Origin of the sequence: Kitasatospora sp. NPDC056181 (assembly GCF_042266225.1) — a bacterium.
Classification (GTDB): Bacteria; Actinomycetota; Actinomycetes; order Streptomycetales; family Streptomycetaceae; genus Kitasatospora.
In genome coordinates, this window is the sequence record NZ_JBHJUK010000027.1 from 1 (window position 1) to 16,517 (window position 16,517).

The 16,517-nt window shown below is 73.6% G+C and carries 15 protein-coding genes; 4 read left to right on the forward strand and 11 right to left on the reverse strand.

Translation table 11 applies throughout. The annotated features are described in order from the left end of the window. Positions 1 to 103: 103 nt before the first annotated feature. The 4 genes from ACFC1F_RS13350 to ACFC1F_RS13365 form a co-directional block, all read right to left on the reverse strand. Positions 104 to 346, reverse strand: coding sequence for an acyl carrier protein (locus tag ACFC1F_RS13350; RefSeq protein ID WP_148645266.1), 243 nt, complete (start codon positions 344 to 346; stop codon positions 104 to 106). An 80-nt stretch (positions 347 to 426) separates the two neighbouring features. Continuing rightward, positions 427 to 1,458 (reverse strand): beta-ketoacyl-ACP synthase III, encoded by a 1,032-nt coding sequence (locus ACFC1F_RS13355; protein ID WP_376157893.1) that lies wholly within the window; start codon positions 1,456 to 1,458, stop codon positions 427 to 429. Then, on the reverse strand, positions 1,455 to 2,399 hold the full coding sequence (locus ACFC1F_RS13360; RefSeq protein ID WP_209413387.1) for an ACP S-malonyltransferase: 945 nt from the start codon (positions 2,397 to 2,399) through the stop codon (positions 1,455 to 1,457). Before ACFC1F_RS13360 ends, ACFC1F_RS13355 begins: the two co-directional genes overlap by 4 nt. A gap of 90 nt (positions 2,400 to 2,489) precedes the next feature. Beyond that, positions 2,490 to 3,686 carry a CdaR family transcriptional regulator gene (locus ACFC1F_RS13365; RefSeq protein WP_148645928.1) on the reverse strand — a complete coding sequence of 399 codons (1,197 nt, stop codon included), beginning with the start codon at positions 3,684 to 3,686 and terminating at the stop codon, positions 2,490 to 2,492. A gap of 206 nt (positions 3,687 to 3,892) precedes the next feature. Here ACFC1F_RS13365 and ACFC1F_RS13370 point away from each other — a divergent pair, with 206 nt between their 5' ends. Continuing rightward, positions 3,893 to 4,669 (forward strand): pirin family protein, encoded by a 777-nt coding sequence (locus ACFC1F_RS13370; RefSeq protein ID WP_376157896.1) that lies wholly within the window; start codon positions 3,893 to 3,895, stop codon positions 4,667 to 4,669. 23 nt (positions 4,670 to 4,692) lie between these two features. On the opposite strand, the gene ACFC1F_RS13375 is transcribed toward ACFC1F_RS13370, so the two are convergent. Then, positions 4,693 to 5,526: a serine hydrolase domain-containing protein gene (locus ACFC1F_RS13375; protein ID WP_376157900.1), complete on the reverse strand. Its 834-nt coding sequence runs from the start codon at positions 5,524 to 5,526 to the stop codon at positions 4,693 to 4,695. Between the two features lie 157 nt (positions 5,527 to 5,683). On the opposite strand from ACFC1F_RS13375, the gene ACFC1F_RS13380 reads away from it, so the two are divergent. Beyond that, positions 5,684 to 6,142: a MerR family transcriptional regulator gene (locus ACFC1F_RS13380; RefSeq protein WP_376158007.1), complete on the forward strand. Its 459-nt coding sequence runs from the start codon at positions 5,684 to 5,686 to the stop codon at positions 6,140 to 6,142. After that, on the forward strand, positions 6,139 to 7,152 hold the full coding sequence (locus tag ACFC1F_RS13385; protein WP_376157902.1) for an aldo/keto reductase: 1,014 nt from the start codon (positions 6,139 to 6,141) through the stop codon (positions 7,150 to 7,152). Before ACFC1F_RS13380 ends, ACFC1F_RS13385 begins: the two co-directional genes overlap by 4 nt. Positions 7,153 to 7,204: 52 nt before the next feature. On the opposite strand, the gene ACFC1F_RS13390 is transcribed toward ACFC1F_RS13385, so the two are convergent. After that, positions 7,205 to 7,783: a TIGR03086 family metal-binding protein gene (locus tag ACFC1F_RS13390; protein ID WP_376157905.1), complete on the reverse strand. Its 579-nt coding sequence runs from the start codon at positions 7,781 to 7,783 to the stop codon at positions 7,205 to 7,207. A 100-nt stretch (positions 7,784 to 7,883) separates the two neighbouring features. On the opposite strand from ACFC1F_RS13390, the gene ACFC1F_RS13395 reads away from it, so the two are divergent. Then, positions 7,884 to 8,861 (forward strand): YafY family protein, encoded by a 978-nt coding sequence (locus ACFC1F_RS13395; RefSeq protein ID WP_209413392.1) that lies wholly within the window; start codon positions 7,884 to 7,886, stop codon positions 8,859 to 8,861. A gap of 71 nt (positions 8,862 to 8,932) precedes the next feature. Here ACFC1F_RS13395 and ACFC1F_RS13400 read toward each other — a convergent pair whose 3' ends face one another. The 5 genes from ACFC1F_RS13400 to ACFC1F_RS13420 all read right to left on the reverse strand — a co-directional run bounded on the left by ACFC1F_RS13400 (position 8,933) and on the right by ACFC1F_RS13420 (position 16,454). After that, positions 8,933 to 10,117 carry an alpha/beta hydrolase gene (locus ACFC1F_RS13400; protein WP_376157907.1) on the reverse strand — a complete coding sequence of 395 codons (1,185 nt, stop codon included), beginning with the start codon at positions 10,115 to 10,117 and terminating at the stop codon, positions 8,933 to 8,935. 205 nt (positions 10,118 to 10,322) lie between these two features. Further along, complete coding sequence (locus tag ACFC1F_RS13405; protein ID WP_209413393.1) at positions 10,323 to 10,670, reverse strand: MmcQ/YjbR family DNA-binding protein; 348 nt, start codon at positions 10,668 to 10,670, stop codon at positions 10,323 to 10,325. A 74-nt stretch (positions 10,671 to 10,744) separates the two neighbouring features. Then, positions 10,745 to 13,033 carry a Dyp-type peroxidase gene (locus ACFC1F_RS13410; protein WP_376157910.1) on the reverse strand — a complete coding sequence of 763 codons (2,289 nt, stop codon included), beginning with the start codon at positions 13,031 to 13,033 and terminating at the stop codon, positions 10,745 to 10,747. Between the two features lie 32 nt (positions 13,034 to 13,065). After that, on the reverse strand, positions 13,066 to 15,003 hold the full coding sequence (locus tag ACFC1F_RS13415) for a galactose oxidase-like domain-containing protein (protein WP_376157913.1): 1,938 nt from the start codon (positions 15,001 to 15,003) through the stop codon (positions 13,066 to 13,068). 221 nt (positions 15,004 to 15,224) lie between these two features. After that, a complete protein-coding gene (locus ACFC1F_RS13420) occupies positions 15,225 to 16,454 on the reverse strand; it encodes an acyltransferase (protein ID WP_376157916.1) in 1,230 nt (409 codons plus the stop codon). Between the last annotated feature and the right edge of the window lie 63 nt (positions 16,455 to 16,517).

Genomic DNA, 16,517 nt, shown 5'->3' on the forward strand with positions numbered 1-16,517 from the left:
GGGGGGGGGGGGGGCGGGGCGGGGGCCCCGGGGGGGGGGCCGGGCCGGACGGTCGGCCGGCTCGGGGAGCCGGCCGACGTCAGGCGTCGATCGGGTCGAACGCTCAGGCGTTGGCGAGGATGTAGTCCACCGCGTCGCCGACGGTCTTCAGGTTCTTGACCTCGTCGTCCGGGATCTTCACGTCGAAGCGCTCCTCGGCGGCCACGACGACCTCGACCATGGAGAGCGAGTCGACGTCCAGGTCGTCGGTGAAGGACTTGTCGAACTCGACGTCCTCGGCCGGGATACCGGCGATCTCGTTGACGATCTCGGCGAGACCTTCCAGAACCTCGTCCTTGGTAGCCATACTGGCTGCTCCTCTTCAGTGGTGAATGCGGCCGCCCGGCGGACGGACGCAGGCTTTCTTGGGGGTGGGGCGAAACGCGCCTAGGGGAGCGTAACGACTGCCGCGGCGTAGACCAGACCCGCCCCGAACCCGATGATCAGCGCGAGGTCGCCGCTGCGTGCCTCACCGCTCTCCAACATGCGCTCCATCGCCAGCGGGATGGAGGCGGCGGAGGTGTTGCCGGTCTCGGTGATGTCGCGGGCGACCGGAACCGACTCGGGCAGCTTGAGGGCCTTGATCATGGCATCGGTGATGCGCATGTTGGCCTGGTGCGGGATGAACGCGCCCAGCTGGTCGGCGGTGACCCCGGCGGCGTCCAGCGCCTGCTGGGCCACCTTGGCCATCTCCCACACCGCCCAGCGGAAGACCGTCTGGCCCTCCATCCGCAGGGCCGGCCACTTGACCTCTTCGCCGGCGCCGTTGACGGCGTCCTCCTTGGCGAAGGCGGTGTCCCAGGCCTGGGTCTGCGAGATGACGTCCTTGTGCGAGCCGTCCGAGCCCCAGACGACCTTGCCGATGCCGGGCGTGTCGGACGGGCCGACGATCGCGGCGCCGGCGCCGTCGCCGAAGATGAACGCGGTGGAGCGGTCCGACTGGTCGGTCAGGTCGCTGAGCCGCTCGACGCCGATCACCAGCACGTAGTCGGCGCTGCCGCCGCGGACCATGCCGTCGGCCAGGCCCAGGCCGTAGCCGAAGCCGGCGCAGGCGGCCGAGATGTCGAAGGCGGGCGCGGTGCCGCAGCCCAGCCGCTCGGCGATCTCGGTGGCGATCGCGGGGGTCTGCTTGAGGTGCGAGACGGTCGCGACGATCACGGCGCCGATCCGGTCGGGGTCGATCCCGGCCTGCGCGATCGCCTTGCCGGCGGCCTGCACCGACATCTCGGAGACGGTCTCCTCCGGGCCGGCCCAGCGGCGCTCGGCGATCCCGCTACGGGTGCGGATCCACTCGTCCGAGGAGTCGATCCAGGTCAGCACCTCGGAGTTGGGGATCACCCGCACCGGGCGGTAGCCGCCGACCCCGAGGATGCGTGAGTACTGAGCGCCGGTGACCGGCCTGATCCGGGCTCTGCTCATGCCTGCTGCTCCTGACCGCCGTGCTCCGCGACGAGCTCACGGGCCTTGTCCAGGTCGGCGGGCGTCTTGAGGGCAAGCGTTGCCACGCCCTTGAGGTTGCGCTTGACCAGTCCGGTGAGGGTGCCCGCCGGGGCGAGCTCGATGACGGCGGTCGCGCCCAGCTCGCGCAGGGTCTCCATGCAGAGGTCCCAGCGGACCGGGTTGGAGACCTGCGACACCAGCCGGTCCAGCACCTCGGTACCGGACGCCACGACCTGGCCGTCCTGGTTCGAGACGTAGGCGACCTTCGGGTCGGAGACCGGCAGGGTCGGGGCCAGCTTGGCCAGCCGCTCGACGCCGGGCGCCATGTGCGAGGTGTGGAAGGCGCCGGCGACCTTGAGCGCGATCAGCCGGGAGCCGGCCGGCGGGTCGGCCTGCAGGGCCTCCAGCTGCGCCAGCGTGCCGGCCGCGACGATCTGGCCGCCGCCGTTGTTGTTGGCGGCGGTCAGGCCGTGCTCGGCGAGCTTGGCGGAGACGGCCTCCGGCTCGCCGCCGAGGACGGCGATCATGCCGGTCTCGGTGGCCGCGGCGGCCTCGGCCATCGCCAGGCTGCGCTCGCGGACGAACGTCAGCGCGTCGTGGGCGGAGAGGACACCGGCGCCGGCGGCGGCGGTGATCTCGCCGACGCTGTGGCCGGCCACGGCGCCGACCAGCGCACGGGCGCGGTCCTCGTCGGGGAACAGCTCTCGGGCGGTCACCAGACCGGCGGCGACCAGCAGCGGCTGGGCGACGGCGGTGTCCTTGATCTCCTCGGCGGACGCCTGGGTACCGGCGTGCACCAGGTCGAGCCCGGCGACCTCCGACCAGCCGCGAAGCCGGTCGGCGACACCGTCGAGCTCCAGCCAGGGGCTGAGGAAACCGGGGGTCTGGGCACCCTGTCCAGGGGCGACGATTACGAGCACGGTTCAACCCTCTCTCGCCGGACGCCCGCGGGCGGGTAGGCGACGGTAACGAAGAAAAGCATCCGGGATTGTAAGTTCCCTACATCGGGTTCAACTGGGCTCCCCGGCCGCCGTGAGTCGTCCCAGCGCCAGTGCGATGCGCAGTGTGAACGCCGAACGTACGTCGGAGGGAGCGTAGCCCGTGACGTCCGTCACACGTCGGAGCCGGTAGCGCACCGTGTTGGGGTGGACGAAGAGCATCCGGGCCGCTCCCTCCAACGAGGAGGCCTGTTCCAGGTAGACACTCAGGGTTTCCAGCAGCGCCGAGCCGGCTTCGTCCAGCGGTGTGTAGATCTCCTCCACCAGCTGACGACGGGCCGCCTGGTCACCGGCGAGCGCCCGCTCCGGCAGCAGGTCGTCGGCGAGCACCGGGCGGGGCGCGTCAGGCCACGCCGCGCAGGCCCGCAGGCCGGCCGCGGCGGCGTGCGCCGAGCGGGTCGCCGACAGCAGGTCGGGCACGGTCGGGCCGACCACCACCGGGCCGGGGGCGAACTGGCCGATCAGCGCCCGGGCCGCGTGCACCGGCTCCTTGTCGCCACCGACCACCACCACCAGGCGCTTGCCCAGCACCCCGGTCAGCACGTGCAGCTTGGCGTGCCGGGCGGCCCGGCGGATCGCCTCGACCACCAGTTCGCTGTCGCCGTCCGGGGCGCTGCCCATCACCACCCGGACCTGGCTCGGCTGGCCCCAGCCGAGCGCGGCGGCCCGGGAGAGCACGCCCTCGTCGGCGTCGCCGGAGAGCAGCGAGTTGACGACCAGCGCCTCCAGCCGGGCGTCCCAGGCGCCGCGCGCCTCGGCCGCCTGGGCGTACACCTGGGCGGTGGCGAAGGCGATCTCGCGGGCGTAGACCAGCACGGACTCGCGCATGTCCGCCTCGTCGCCGGGGGCGGCGACCTCCTCGATGGCCTCCTCCATCACCTCGATCGTGGTGCGGATCAGCTCGACGGTCTGGCGCAGGGTGATCGCCCTGGTCAGCTCGCGCGGCGCGGTGCCGAAGACGTCGGTGGAGATCGCCTGCGGGGCGTCCGGATGGCGGTACCACTCGGTGAAGGCGGCGATGCCGGCCTGGGCGACCAGACCGATCCAGGAGCGGTGCTCCGGCGGCATCCGCCGGTACCAGCCGAGCTGGTCGTCCATCCGCGCGATCGCGGCGGTGGCCAGTTTCCCGGAGGACTTCTCCAGCCGCTTGAGCGTCGCGGCCCGGCGCTCGGCCCGCTCGGCGGCGAGTCTGCGCTCCTGCGCGGTCAGGCGCGGCGCCGCGCGGCCCGGCCGGTCGCGGCCGGCCCCCGGGGCCGGACCCTTTCCGTTCTGGCCGGGCCCGGTGGTGGGATCGCTCTTGGAGTTCGCTGAAGCGGCTGGCACAAGGACAAGACTGCCTCACCGGAGTGACTGCTCGTGCACAGCCCCCGGCGGAGCGGCACGGTGGCGGCCGTCACACCCACTACGGTGGACCCGTGACCGACGCCCCCGCCCGCCCCCGCGCCGACCTGCGCCGCACCGCCGAGCGCTACCTCTCCACCCCGGCCGAGGGCGTCGAGACCAGGCACGCGTTCTCCTTCTCCGGCCACTACGACCCGAAGAACACGCACTTCGGCGCGCTGCTCGCGTGCAACGAGGAGCTGCTCGCCCCCGGCGCCGGGTTCGACGAGCACCGGCACCGGGACACCGAGATCCTCACCTGGGTGCTGGAGGGCGCGCTGGCCCACCGGGACTCCCACGGCCACGGCGGCGTCGTGCGCCCGGGCATGCTGCAGCACCTGAGCGCGGGCTCCGGCGTCACCCACACCGAGCGCAACGTCGGCGGCGCGCCGGGGCCGGTGCGCTTCGTGCAGATGTGGCTCCAGCCGGACGTGTTCGACGCGGACCCGGCGTACGGGCTGCGCCGGGTGGAACCGGCGGACGGCGGGTTGACGCTGCTTGCCTCCGGGCTGGACCGGGACGCCGGCGCCGGCGCCCTGCGGCTGCGCCGCAGCGACGCCGCGCTCTGGCTGGTCACCGCCGGCCCCTGGCAGCCGCTGCCCGAACTCCCGGCCGCCGCCTGGCGCTACGCGCACCTGACGGCCGGTTCGCTCGGCTACCGCACGGTGCCCGGGCCGCAGGGCGGCGGGCGCTCGATGGCGCCCGGCGACAGCGTCCGGATCACCGGCGGGGCCTTCGCCGATCCGACCGCCGGCGAGACCGGCGCCGAGCTGCTCCTCTGGGAGATGCACTCGCCGGTCTCGTACGGCTGACGGACGCGCGGGGGTGTCGCGGGTCAGCCGCGCAGTTCGGCCAGCACCGCGTCGCTGAGCACGGGCCAGACCTCGGCGGCCCACGGCCCGAAGTCCTGGTCGGTGAGCGCGATGCAGGCCACGCCGGCCTCCGGGTCCACCCAGAGGAAGGTGCCGGACTGGCCGAAGTGCCCGAAGGTGGCGGGGGAGTTGGTGGTCCCCGTCCAGTGCGGCGTCTTGCCGTCGCGGATCTCGAAGCCGAGGCCCCAGTCGTTCGGCCGGCGGTGGCCGAAGCCCGGGAGCACGCCGCCGGTGCCCGGGAAGGCGACCTCGCGGGTGGCCGCGCGCACGGTGGACGGGTCGAGCAGCTTGGGCGACTGGAGCTCGGCCGCGAACAGTGCGAGGTCGGCCACCGTGGAGAGGCCGCCCGCACCGGCGGGGGACCTGTGCGCGGTGTTGATCAGCGTCGAGCCCATCCCGAGCGGCTCGAACACGGCCTCGGCGGCGTACCGGCCGAACTCGATGCCCGAGGCCTCCTGGAGGGTCCGCGCCAGCACGTCGAAGCCGGCGTTGGAGTAGAGCCGGCGGTTGCCCGGCTCCGCCATCACCCGGTGCTCGTCGAAGCCCAGGCCCGAGGTGTGCGCCAGCAGGTGGCGGACGGTGGACCCGGCAGGACCGGCCGGGTCGTCCAGCTCGAAGACGCCCTCCTCGACCGCGACCAGCACGGCGTACGAGGTGAGCAGCTTGGTCACCGACGCCAGCGGGAACAGGTGGTCCTGCGGGCCGTGCCCGCCCAGCACCGCGCCGTCCGAACCCCGCACCACCGCCGCCGCGGCGTGGGGCACGGGCCAGGTCTCGATCATCCGCAAGCTCTCCATGCGCCCGACTCTAACGGGACGGCGCAAGCGGTCACCGGGGGAGCACCCGGATGGCAGGCTTGCTTCGAGTGCACTCCAACTCACTAGCGTCGTCGTCACCACCGCTCACCACTGGGGGTTTCCGGTCATGGCACTTCTCTCGCCGATCCAGGTCGACATGCGCACCTGTTCCGACGTGTTCAACACGCCGCTCGGAGAGCCGGACCGCACTCCCCGGCACAGCATCAGCGAGGTCGCGGCGGCCAGCGGACTGAGCGCCCACACCCTGCGCTGGTACGAGCGGATCGGCCTGCTCGACCCGGTCGACCGCTCCGCCTCCGGCCAGCGCCGCTACTGCGACGCCGACCTGCACCGGCTGGCCTTCCTGGGCCGGCTGCGGCTGACCAGCATGACCGTGGCCGACATGCTCCGCTACGTGGAGCTGGCCCGTCAGGGTGAGCGGACCTCCGAGGACCGGCGCGACCTGCTGGTCGCGCACCGCGAGGTGGTCCGGCAGCAGATCGCCGACCTGCACGCGACCCTCGCCGTCCTCGACTACAAGATCGATCTCTACGCCGGCAAGATCGCCGACCGCGGCGAGTCGGCGGACCGACCGCAGAGGAAGAAGAGCGCATGAGCCTCCCCACTCTCCCCACCGCCCCGCTCGGCACCGACGGTCCGGCCGTCGGCGTCCAGGGCCTCGGCTGCATGGGCATGAGCGAGTTCTACGGTCCGACCGACACCGCCGAGGCGCTCGCCACCCTGGACGCCGCCCTGGACGCCGGTGTCACCCTCTTCGACACCGCCGACATCTACGGGGCCGGCCGCAACGAGGAGCTGATCGGCCCCTTCGTCCGCGCCAACCGCGACCGCGTGGTCGTCGCCACCAAGTTCGCCGTCGAGCGCAGGGCGGACGACCCGTCGTACCGCGGCATCCGCAACGACCCGGCGTACGTCCACGCCGCCGTGGACGCCTCGCTGCGCCGCCTCGGCGTGGACGTGATCGACCTCTACTACATGCACCGCCGGGACCCGGCCGTGCCGCTCGCCGAGTCGGTGGGTGCCATGGCCGAACTGGTGAAGGCCGGCAAGGTGCGCCACCTCGGGCTCTCCGAGGTGACCGGGGCCGAGCTGCGCGAGGCGCACGCCGTGCACCCGATCGCCGCCCTGCAGTCCGAGTGGTCGGTCTTCGCCCGGGACGTCGAGCGCTCGGCGGTGCCGGCCGCGGCCGAGCTGGGCGTCGCCTTCGTGCCGTACTCGCCGCTCGGGCGCGGCTTCCTGACCGGCTCGTTCGGCGCGGCCGAGGAGCTGGCCGCGGACGACGTGCGGCGCACCCAGCCCCGGTTCACGGGTGCCAACGCCGCGGCCAACGCCACGCTGCTCGACCCGCTCCGCTCCATCGCCGAGGCCCGCGGGGTCACCATCGCCCAGGTGGCGCTCGCCTGGGTCCACCAGCGCGCCGAGGTGCACGGGCTGACGGTGATCCCGATCCCCGGCACCCGCAAGCGCACCCGGCTCGCCGAGAACACCGCCGCCGCGACCCTGCGGCTCGGCGCCGACGAGCTGGCCGCGCTGGAGCCGGTCGCCGGCCGGGTGACCGGCGACCGCTACCCGGACATGTCCTTCACCTCGGTCGGCCGGGAGTGACGGACGCCCGCCGGGAGCACGGGAAGCGGGCTCCCGGCGGGCGTGGGCGGTCTCAGACCTCGCGGCCCAGCCAGGCCGCCAGCCGGGTGGTCGCGTCGGCGTCCGCCGGGGCGGGCCGGACCGGGCCGAACGGGACCGGGCCGCCGCGGTTCTCGGCCGGCAGGATGGCCGTGGCGGCGGCCAGGGCGCCCTCGGCCAGCCGCTCGTCCAGGGCGAGGCCGCTGCCCAGGGTCCGCGCGATGTCCCAGGAGTGGGTGACCGCCTCCATCACGTAGCCGCCGACGGCGGCCCGGCCGGGCACCTCGCCCCAGGGGGCGAAGGAGGGGCGGTCCAGCTTGGCGTCGTCGGCCCAGGCGGCGGTCACCCGGGCGCGGGCCCGGTCGAACGCGGCCGGCCAGGCGTCGTCGGCCAGATCGCCGGTGGCCGCGGGGACGTCCTCGGCCCGGCCCCCCTCGCCGATGTAGGCGAGCCGGTGCATGCCGCCGACCACGTGGCCGAGCAGCTGCCGCAGGTCGTACTCGGTACACGGGGTGGGCCGCCCCAGCGTCTCCGGCGTCACCTCGCCGATCAGCTTCTCCAGCTGGCCGAGCGCGAGCAGGTACGGCTGGCGGGGGTCCTGGGTGGTGTCCATACGGGGTCAGCTCCATTGGTGCGGAAGGTGTTTGTCCGTCGGAGGCAATCTCCCGGTAAAACCTGACAACCGCCGTCAGGGTTTCTGGGATCCTTCCGGCATGAAGGCCGACCGCCTGCTCTCGATACTGCTGCTGCTCCAGACCCGCGGCCGGGTGTCCGCCACCGAACTGGCCGACCGCCTGGAGGTGTCGGTCCGCACCATCTACCGCGATGTGGAGGCGCTCTCCGCGTCCGGCGTCCCGGTCTACACCGAACGCGGCCGGCACGGCGGGATAGCGCTGCTGCCCGGCTACCGGACCGACGTCAGCGGGCTGACCTCGGACGAGGCGCGCGCCCTGTTCGTGCTCTCCGCCCAGTGCGTGCACAGCGACCTCGGGCTGGACGGCGCGCTCGGCTCGGCGCTGCGCAAGGTGATGGCCGCGCTGCCCGCCCCGCACCGCCCGGCGGCCGAGCGGATCAGCGAGCGCGTCCTGGTCGACCCGGCCCGCTGGCTCCAGCCCGGCTCCGCCGCCGCCGGAACGGACCTCGGCGAGCTCCAGCACGCCGTCTTCGCCGACCGCCGGCTGCGGCTGCGCTACCGGCACAGCGGCACGCCGGACCCGGTCGAGTACACCGTCGACCCGTACGGCCTGGTCTTCAAGGCGTCGGTCTGGTACCTGGTGGCCGATCTGCACGGCGAGCCCCGGCTGTTCCGGGCCGAGCGGGTGCTCGCCGCCGAGACCGCCGAGGAGCCGGTGCGCCGCCGTCCGGGGGTGGGGCTCGCCGAGGCCTGGACGGTGCTGCGCGAGCAGGTGGAGCGGCTGCCGAAGGAGCTGGCGGTGAAGGTCCGGGTGCGGCGCGGGCGGCTGGACATGTTCGTCCGGATCCACGGCTCCCGGCTCGCCGCACCCCCGCCGGCCGACGCGGGCGGCGGGGCCCCCGAGGAGTGGGTCGAGCTGGCGATGGGGTTCCAGTCACTGCCGTCCGTCCGCGCGCTGCTCTCCTTCGGCGGGGACGCCGAGGTGCTCTCGCCGCAGGCGGCCCGCCGGGAGCTGGCCCGCGCGGCCGCCGAGGCGGCCCGGCTCTACCGGGACTAGACCGGCTCCGGCGGGCCGGGCCCGGGCGCCCGTCGTCAGGCGCCCGTCATCAGGCGCCCGTCCGTCAGGTGTCAGGCGTCCGGGGCCGGGCGGACGACGTCCTGGTAGTGGCCGAGCGAGATGGCCGCGAAGTTGCGCAGGCTGTCGGTGCCCTCGGCGAAGTAGCCGTTGTGGCCGGAGGAGCGCGCCGAGGAGATCTGCTCGGCGCCGAAGTCGGCCGAGGTCGGGTCGGCGCCGTGGCCGAGCCCGCCGACCTCCAGGTAGGGCACGTTGCCGATCCAGTCGCTGCCGTTGCGGGTGGCCCAGACGTGGACGCCGGTGCCCAGCTCGGTGGTGCTCTGCACGCCCATGCCGGGGCTGCCGAACACCATGAGGTCGGTGACGCCGGAGGTGTCCGACGGGGACGCCGCCGCCCGCGGGATCTCGGGGGCGGCGTTGCCGCAGACCACCGAACCGTAGGAGTGGCAGAGCAGGGACGGCGGCGTGTCCGGGCGGGTGGTCTCCTTCAGCCCGGCGAGCAGCCGCTCCAGCCGGGGCGCGCCGACGTCGGCGAGCCGGGAGGTGACGGCGTCCGGGCCGAGGCCGGAGGGCGTGACGTAGCCGGTCCAGGCGATCACCGCGGTGCGGGTGGCGGGCGACTGCCGCCGCTGCTCCGCGTACAGGGCGCGGGCCATCCCGGCGGGGGAGCGCAGCGGTTCGACGGCCTGGTCGAAGTGGCCGAGGTCGGCGTCCGAGCCGGGGACGACGACGGAGATCCGGTCGGCGTCGGCGAGGTCGCCCCAGACCTCGGTGACCAGGCCGCGGCCGCGCGGGTCGAAGGCGAGGACCTGCCGCCCGGGGGCGAGCAGGTGGTCGACGTCGTTGGCCCGGGAGACGGCGAGCGCCCGCAGGTCGGAGTCGAGGTTCCGGTCGGCGGCGCGGGCCCGGGCGCGGTCGCGTTCGGCGGCGAGCGCGATCCGGTTGGCGCGGTAGCGCAGGTCGACCGGGGCGCCGTCGAAGTTGCCGACCACCAGCGGGTAGTCCCGGATCAGCCGGTCCAGCTCGGTGGGTGCCAGCGAGTCGAAGAACTCGGCGGCGGCGGCCGGCGTGGTGGTGGCCGGGCTGGGCAGGGTGCGGCCGAAGGAGTGGTCCTGGACCCAGGCGGTGCTGCCGGCCGGGGGTGTGGAGATCGCGAGCTGCTCGGTGGAGGCGGCGGCCTGGGCCGCGGCGGCGCCGGCATCGGCGAGGACGGCGCACCCCGCGAAGGCGCCGATCATTACACGCTTCCACCGCCGACGGCGCATCGCGTCAACTCCTAGGGGCCCGTGACCGTTCCGCGGGCGGGGCCCGGAGGTGGTACGCCTGCCAACTTCGACTGCCAACTTCCTGGGCCAGCCTAGGGCGCCGGGCGGAAAGCCGGGCCGCCGTAAACTGTGGGATGGATCACATGAACCGGAGGTATCCGGCCGGCGTCACGGGGCGTCACCCCGCGGTGCCGGCGTCGAACTCCCTGACCATCCGCTTCGGCGCGGCCAGCCGCCAGGCCTCGGTCAGCAGGTCCCGCAGCTCCTCCGGGTCGACCAGGTCGAGCCGGACGCCGACCCAGCCGTGCCGTCCGACGTACTTGGGGTAGGAGAACACCTCGGGCTCGGCCGCCAGCAGCTCGGCCTGGTCCTCCCGGGAGGCCTTGACGCTGATGGTCCCGCCGTCCGGCGAGCCCATCGCGAAGATCTTCGTACGGACCCGCAGGGTCTCGATCTCCCAGGTGGGCTGCTGTTCGGCCTCGGGCAGGGCGAGCGCCATCGCGCGGAACTCGTCGAAGGTCACCATGGCGGCAGCGTAGGGCAAGGGTCCGACAGGGCGCGGCGGTACGCGCGCACCGGGGCGCCCTGTCGGACGGGCCGTCAGAGCAGTGAGTCCCACCCGCTGCACGAGCGGTCGTCGTTGACCACGCGGTCCTGGTGGCCGCTGCCGTCGGCCACCGAGATCTTGCGGTAGTCCTCGCCGTGGAACACCCAGTACTCGCTCTTTCCGCCGACCCGCTGGCGGTCGGGCACCGGGAGGAAGCAGTCGACCCTGCTGATGCCGTTCAGCGAGCTCCACTGGGAGAGCTCGCGGTCCGTGCGCTCGCACACGTCGGCGTGGGCCGCGCCGTCGGCCACCGAGATCAGCCGGTAGCGCTGGCGGCCGCCGCTGGTGTGGAACACCCAGTACCAGCTCTTGCCGCCGACCCGCTGCTGGTCGGGCACCGGGAGGAAGCAGTCCACCCGCTCGACGCCGTTCAGCGAGTTCCAGGCGGTGAGGTCGCGGTCCGGCCGCTCCAGCGTGCCCGTGTGGCTGCCGCCGCAGGTGATCGAGACGGACCGGTACTGCTGCTTGCCGCCGGTCGAGTGGAACACCCAGGACCAGCTCTTGCCGCCCGGGTTCTGCAGGTCGGGCATGGGCAGCACGCAGTCGATCCGGCCGACGCCCTGGAAGCAGGGCAGGGCGCTCAGCCTGCTGTCGCCCTTGACCGTGCGGTCGGTGTGCGAGGAGCCGTCGGCGACCGAGATCTTCCGGTACTGGTCGCCGTGGCAGGCCCAGAACTGGGTCTGCCCGCCCGTGCGCCACTGGTCCGGGACGGTGAGGAACTCGTCGGCCGGGTACGCCTTGCCGGTCTGCGGCTTGGTCTGGCCGCCCTGCTGACCCTGCGACCGGCCGGTGAGCCGGCCGTCGGCGAGCGCCTTGAGGGTGCTGATGGACGGCGCGAACGCGTACACCGAGCCCTGGGTCTGGACGAACTGCTGGAAGCTGAGCGGGGTGTGCCTGATCGCGCCGTCCGGGCCGCGGCTCTCGAAGTCGACGTTGTCGGCCTCGGTGATGACCGGGTCCTTGCCGGGCTGCGGGTTGCGGCCGGGCGGGAAGTCCGGCTGGTCGATCCAGTCGGCCTGGATGAACTCGAACTGCGCCTGGATGTTGGCCTGGTAGCAGACGAAGAGCAGGCCGCGCGGGTCGTCGGGCCCGCCCGGGCCCTCCGAGGCCGGGTCGAACGGCTGCCCGTACGGTGCGCCGCGGCGCATGATCCGCCGGCCGTCGAGGTCCTTGGCGTCGAGTGGTGGCACGCTCGGGTTGGGCGCCTGCAGCCCGGCGCGCGGGCTGGACTTGCGCAGGTGCGACCAGAGCGGGGTGACCAGGCCCTCCAGGTCGTCCCGGAAGTCGAAGTTGTTGTCGGACGAGGCCTTCGGGTCGTTCGGGACGTCCCGGTCCTGGTGCTTGCAGACCGGGGCGCCGGAGCGCCAGCGGCCGACCAGCCGGGCGGCCAGCCACTCGTCGGTGGCGGTGTCCGGGACGGCCTTGGCCCGCTTGAGCTCCTTCAGCTTGACGGAGACCTGGGCCCACCAACCGGGGACGTCCTGGGCCAGGCGGCGGACGACCTGGAAGGAGCCGTTGCGCGCCCAGTCGGGGTAGTCGGTGAAGCTGCCGGGGGCCGGCTCCTCGCCGACGACGAACTCGCCGGCCGGGATGATCCGGGTGCCGGGGTGGCCGTCCACCTCCTCCGGGTTGTCCGGGTTCGGCCGGTCGAAGAAGCGGACACCGGGCTCGCTGATGCCGTCCTTGAAGCCGAAGTGCTCCTTGCCGCGGCGGCTGCCGAGCAGGGTCTTCGCGTTCTGCTGGAAGATGGTGACGATCTTGGCCGCGGCGGCCGCCTCGCGCTGGGCGGTGACGGCGGCCACGAGGTCCTGCTCGGTGTCCGAGGCGATCGTCAGCACGGCGTGCACCGGCTGGTTCCTGCCGTTGCCGAACAGCCAGTTCTCCGGGGAGTTGTCCCCGGTGTCGCCGAGCGCGCCGGCCCGCTTGGCCGAGCCCTCCTTGAACGCCTCCAGGCCGCTGCCGGTCGGCGGGGCCTTCTCGAACGGGTCGGTGGCGGAGAGCACGCGCATGCCCTCGTAGGTGAGGCTGACGCCGAACCAGGTGGCCTTCAGCCCCTTGGGATCGTCGCCGCCCGAGGACTTGCGGGCCTCGCTGAACGCCTCGTTGAACGCGGCGACCTGGCGGGTGGTGGCGATCTGGGGGGCCAGCTGCCGCAGCCAGTCGCGGGCCTGGTTCGGGTCCTCGAACTTCAGGAAGAGCAGGCTGACGTTGTCCTTCTTGAAGCCGGCGATGATGTCGCCCTGGATCTCGTCGCTCTCGCGCAGTCTCAGGTCTGTTGCCATGGGTTTTCTCCGGGTGGGGAAGGGCTGGGGGATCAGGCCGAGGAGCTGAGCTGCACCCACTGCGCGACGCTGGGCACGCCCTGGTCGTTGAGCAGGAAGAGCATGTACCAGCCGGGCGGCGCGGCCTTGGCGTCCGGCGGGGCCTGCAACTCCAGGCGGTTGCCGGCCCGGCTGCTGATCCGCAGTTCGACGTGGCGCTGGCTGGTGTTGACCGAGTGGGTGGAGGTGGTCGGTGCCAGCAGGACGGCCTTGGCGGCCCGCTCCGGGGTCGAGGTGGTGACCAGGAACTTCTTGTCGAAGCCGACCGGGGTGGTCGGGGCCCGGTCGAGCGAGGGGCGGTTGCCCTGGTGCAGGTAGGCCGGTTCGTAGATCTCGATGGTGCCGTTCATGTTGATCGGGCCGGTCGTGCCGGGCACGCCGCTCACCGTGCCGTCGATGTCCGGGTTGTTGGCGAGCTGCTGGAGCTCGTCGCCGGTCACCATGACGCGCCCGTCCGGCAGGACCACGGCGTTGGAGTGGTAGCCGCGCGGCAGCCGCTGGACCGGGCCGAGCTTCCAGTTGCCCTGGGCGTCGCGCAGCTCGATCTGGCGGTACTTGAGGTCGGCGTTCGGGTTGTAGGGGCCGTTGCCGTAGTCGCGGATGTCGTACGCGCCGTTGACGGTCATCAGCTTGCCGTCGGGAAGCAGGATGGTGTCGTCCTGGGTGCGGCCGAACGCGCGGGACTTCTCGGCGGTCCAGCTGCCGTTGGAGAAGCGCAGGGTGCTCGGGTTGTCCCGGTCGCCGCCGAGGACCAGCGCGGAGTCCGGGCCGTAGACGCCGCCGGGCAGCATGACGGCCGAGCCGTAGTTGCGCTTGCGGCCGTCCGGGCGGGCGGCCAGGTCGCTGCGGGACTCGGCGACCGGGTCGAACTTCCACTGCTCGTTGGCCTGGCGGCCGAAGCCGTAGATGTTGCCGTCGTTCAGCGAGAACAGGTGCGGGTAGTCCAGGGAGAACGGGGCGTCCGCCTTGAACCGGTCCACCGGGGTGTTCTTCGGGATCTCGCTCTTGAGCGTGGGCACCGGGTAGCCCTTGGCGGGGAACCGCTCCACCACCGGGGTCGGGGTGCCCCAGCCGAGCTCGGACTGGCCGGACATGATCAGCTGCCGGCCGTCGGCGCCGGTCACCACGGACGGGTACCAGCGGCCGACCGACATGTCAGGGTTGCGCGTCCAGGTCTCGGTCCACGGGTCGAAGACCAGCGACAGCTTGGCACCGGTGCCGCCGTTGCCGCCGAGGTTGCCGCCGAAGACGCCGAGCATGCCGTTGGGCAGGAACGAGTGGCCGGAGCAGAAGAACGGCGCGGGCCGGGGCTCGTTCAGGCCGTCGGGCATGTCGACGACCGGCGGGGTGACCTTCTTGTACGCGTCGGGGCCGCTGCCCTTGGCGGGGTCCCAGAGGAAGGCCCGGCCGGCGTTCTCCTTGCCGGTGGTCTGGGTCGGCGCGGGCTCCTTCTCCGGGTTGGTCTCGATGCGTTCGAAGGAGAACAGCAGCACCTTGCCGGTCGGCAGCAGCGCGATGTGGTCGCCGAAGTCGGGCGAGGGGAAGTACTCGTTGAACGTGCCGAAGACGGTCGGGTCGAAGCCGGCGTTGGTGGTGGTCTGGGAGTCCGTCAGCGCCTTCAGCCGGTTGGTCCGGGTCGTCTGCGGGTAGTCGCCGATGCCGCGGATGGCGGCGCGCATGCGGGCGTGTTCCTCGGCGTGCTCCTGGCCGAGCGCGGCGACCTCGTCGTCCCGGATCTCGGCCTGCACCCGGGGGGAGGTGACGTGCGGGGCGGTGTCGTCGGCGCCGTGGCCGGGCACGAGGGCGACGGCGGGCGCGGCGGCGGCCAGGACGGTGCCGGTGGTGAGCGCGCAGACGACGGCGGTGGCGACGGCGGACAGCCGGCGGCCGGCCCGCGACCGGTGCCGTGGCCGCGGTGGGGACAGGGACATGGGACTCCTAGCGAGGGGATGTCGTGGGAGGACCGGCGGGTGCGGCGCGGACGGGCCGTGGGAGGACGCGGGCGCGCGGGCGGTCGCCGACCGTCACAGGACATCACAGCGCGTGGTGGTTCGCATGCGGGTGGACCGCTTTGGCGGGTGCGTGTCGCATGCGAACGGGGCGTGCGCCCGAACGGCTCACGCCCCGTCAGTCCCCGTCGCCGGGCGCCCGATCAGACCACGCCCAGCGCGTACGCGGCGAACAGCGCGGCCGCGGCGCCGGCCGCCGCCTTCCAGCTGCGGGAGAACGCCGTCCACGGGCCGTCGAAGCGGCGGGTGAACCATCCGATGCCGACCAGCACGGCGCCGAACAGCGGAAGCAGCGCCAGCCGGGCGGCCACCCAGCCGAGCGAGTCGGGGGCGCCGGTCAGCCCGGGCACCGTGCCGAGGGCGGCCGCGCCGGGAACGGCGACGGCGAGCATCGCGCTCTGGTGCCAGCAGAAGATCGTCATCGCCGAGAGGTTGACCACCACCACCGGGAGCCAGAGCAGCGGACGGCGCTTCAGCAGCCGGCCGAGCCGTTCGCGCAGCAGCACCGCGGCGCCGCACTGCAGCGCGGCCAGCGCCAGCACCAGCAGGGACGGCGGGTGCGAGTTGGTCCGCTCGGCGCCGGGCACGCCGACCATGCTCGCCGGGTAGTGGAAGACCAGCAGCAGCACGGCGAACAGCGCGCCGCCGCCGAACAGCAGCAGTCGCGCCGCCGGACGGCCGAGCCGCCCCCGCGCCCAGAGCACGCCCAGCTGGTAGCCGAAGAGCCAGCCCGGCAGGATGTTCAGCAGCCCGACCCAGGACGGCACCGCCTCGGCCCAGGGGCCGTACCGGAGCAGGTCGACCACGGCGACCACGGCGGGCAGGATCCCGGCCGACCAGCCGCGCAGCCGCCGGGCGGCGGCGACGCAGAGCGGGGTGAGCGCGGTCAGCCCCAGGTAGACGCCGATGTACCAGAGCGGCTGGACCACCAGCACCGAGCCGGTCCGGACGGTGTCGCCCGGGACGCCGAGCCGGTCCAGCACCGGGATCAGCAGCGCCCAGACGGCCGTCACCCCGAGCACCGGGCGCAGCAGCCGGACGGCGCGGCCGCGCAGCCAGCCCGCGTACCCGCCTCCCTTGGCCCGGGCCCGTTCCAGCGAGCGGACCGAGGAGTGGCCGCCGACGAGGAAGAAGACGCCGAGCATCTGGAGCACCCAGCTGGCCGGGGCGAGGAAGCCGAGCGAGCCGAGCGGGCTGGCGTTGTGCAGCGCGCCGTCGGCGGAGAGGGTGAAGCCGCCGAGCATCCAGTGCCCGAACGGCACCGCGAGCAGGGCGAGTGCGCGCAGGCCGTCCAGGGCGCGGTCGCGGGTCTCGGGGGTGCGGGCGTCGATCTGGTCGGCGGCGCGGCGCAGGGCGGTGAGGGGGTGGGCCATGGCGGGTCTCCGTTCGCGGGGCGGTGCGGGGCGGCGGGGGTGGCGGGTGTGGCGGTGTGGTGC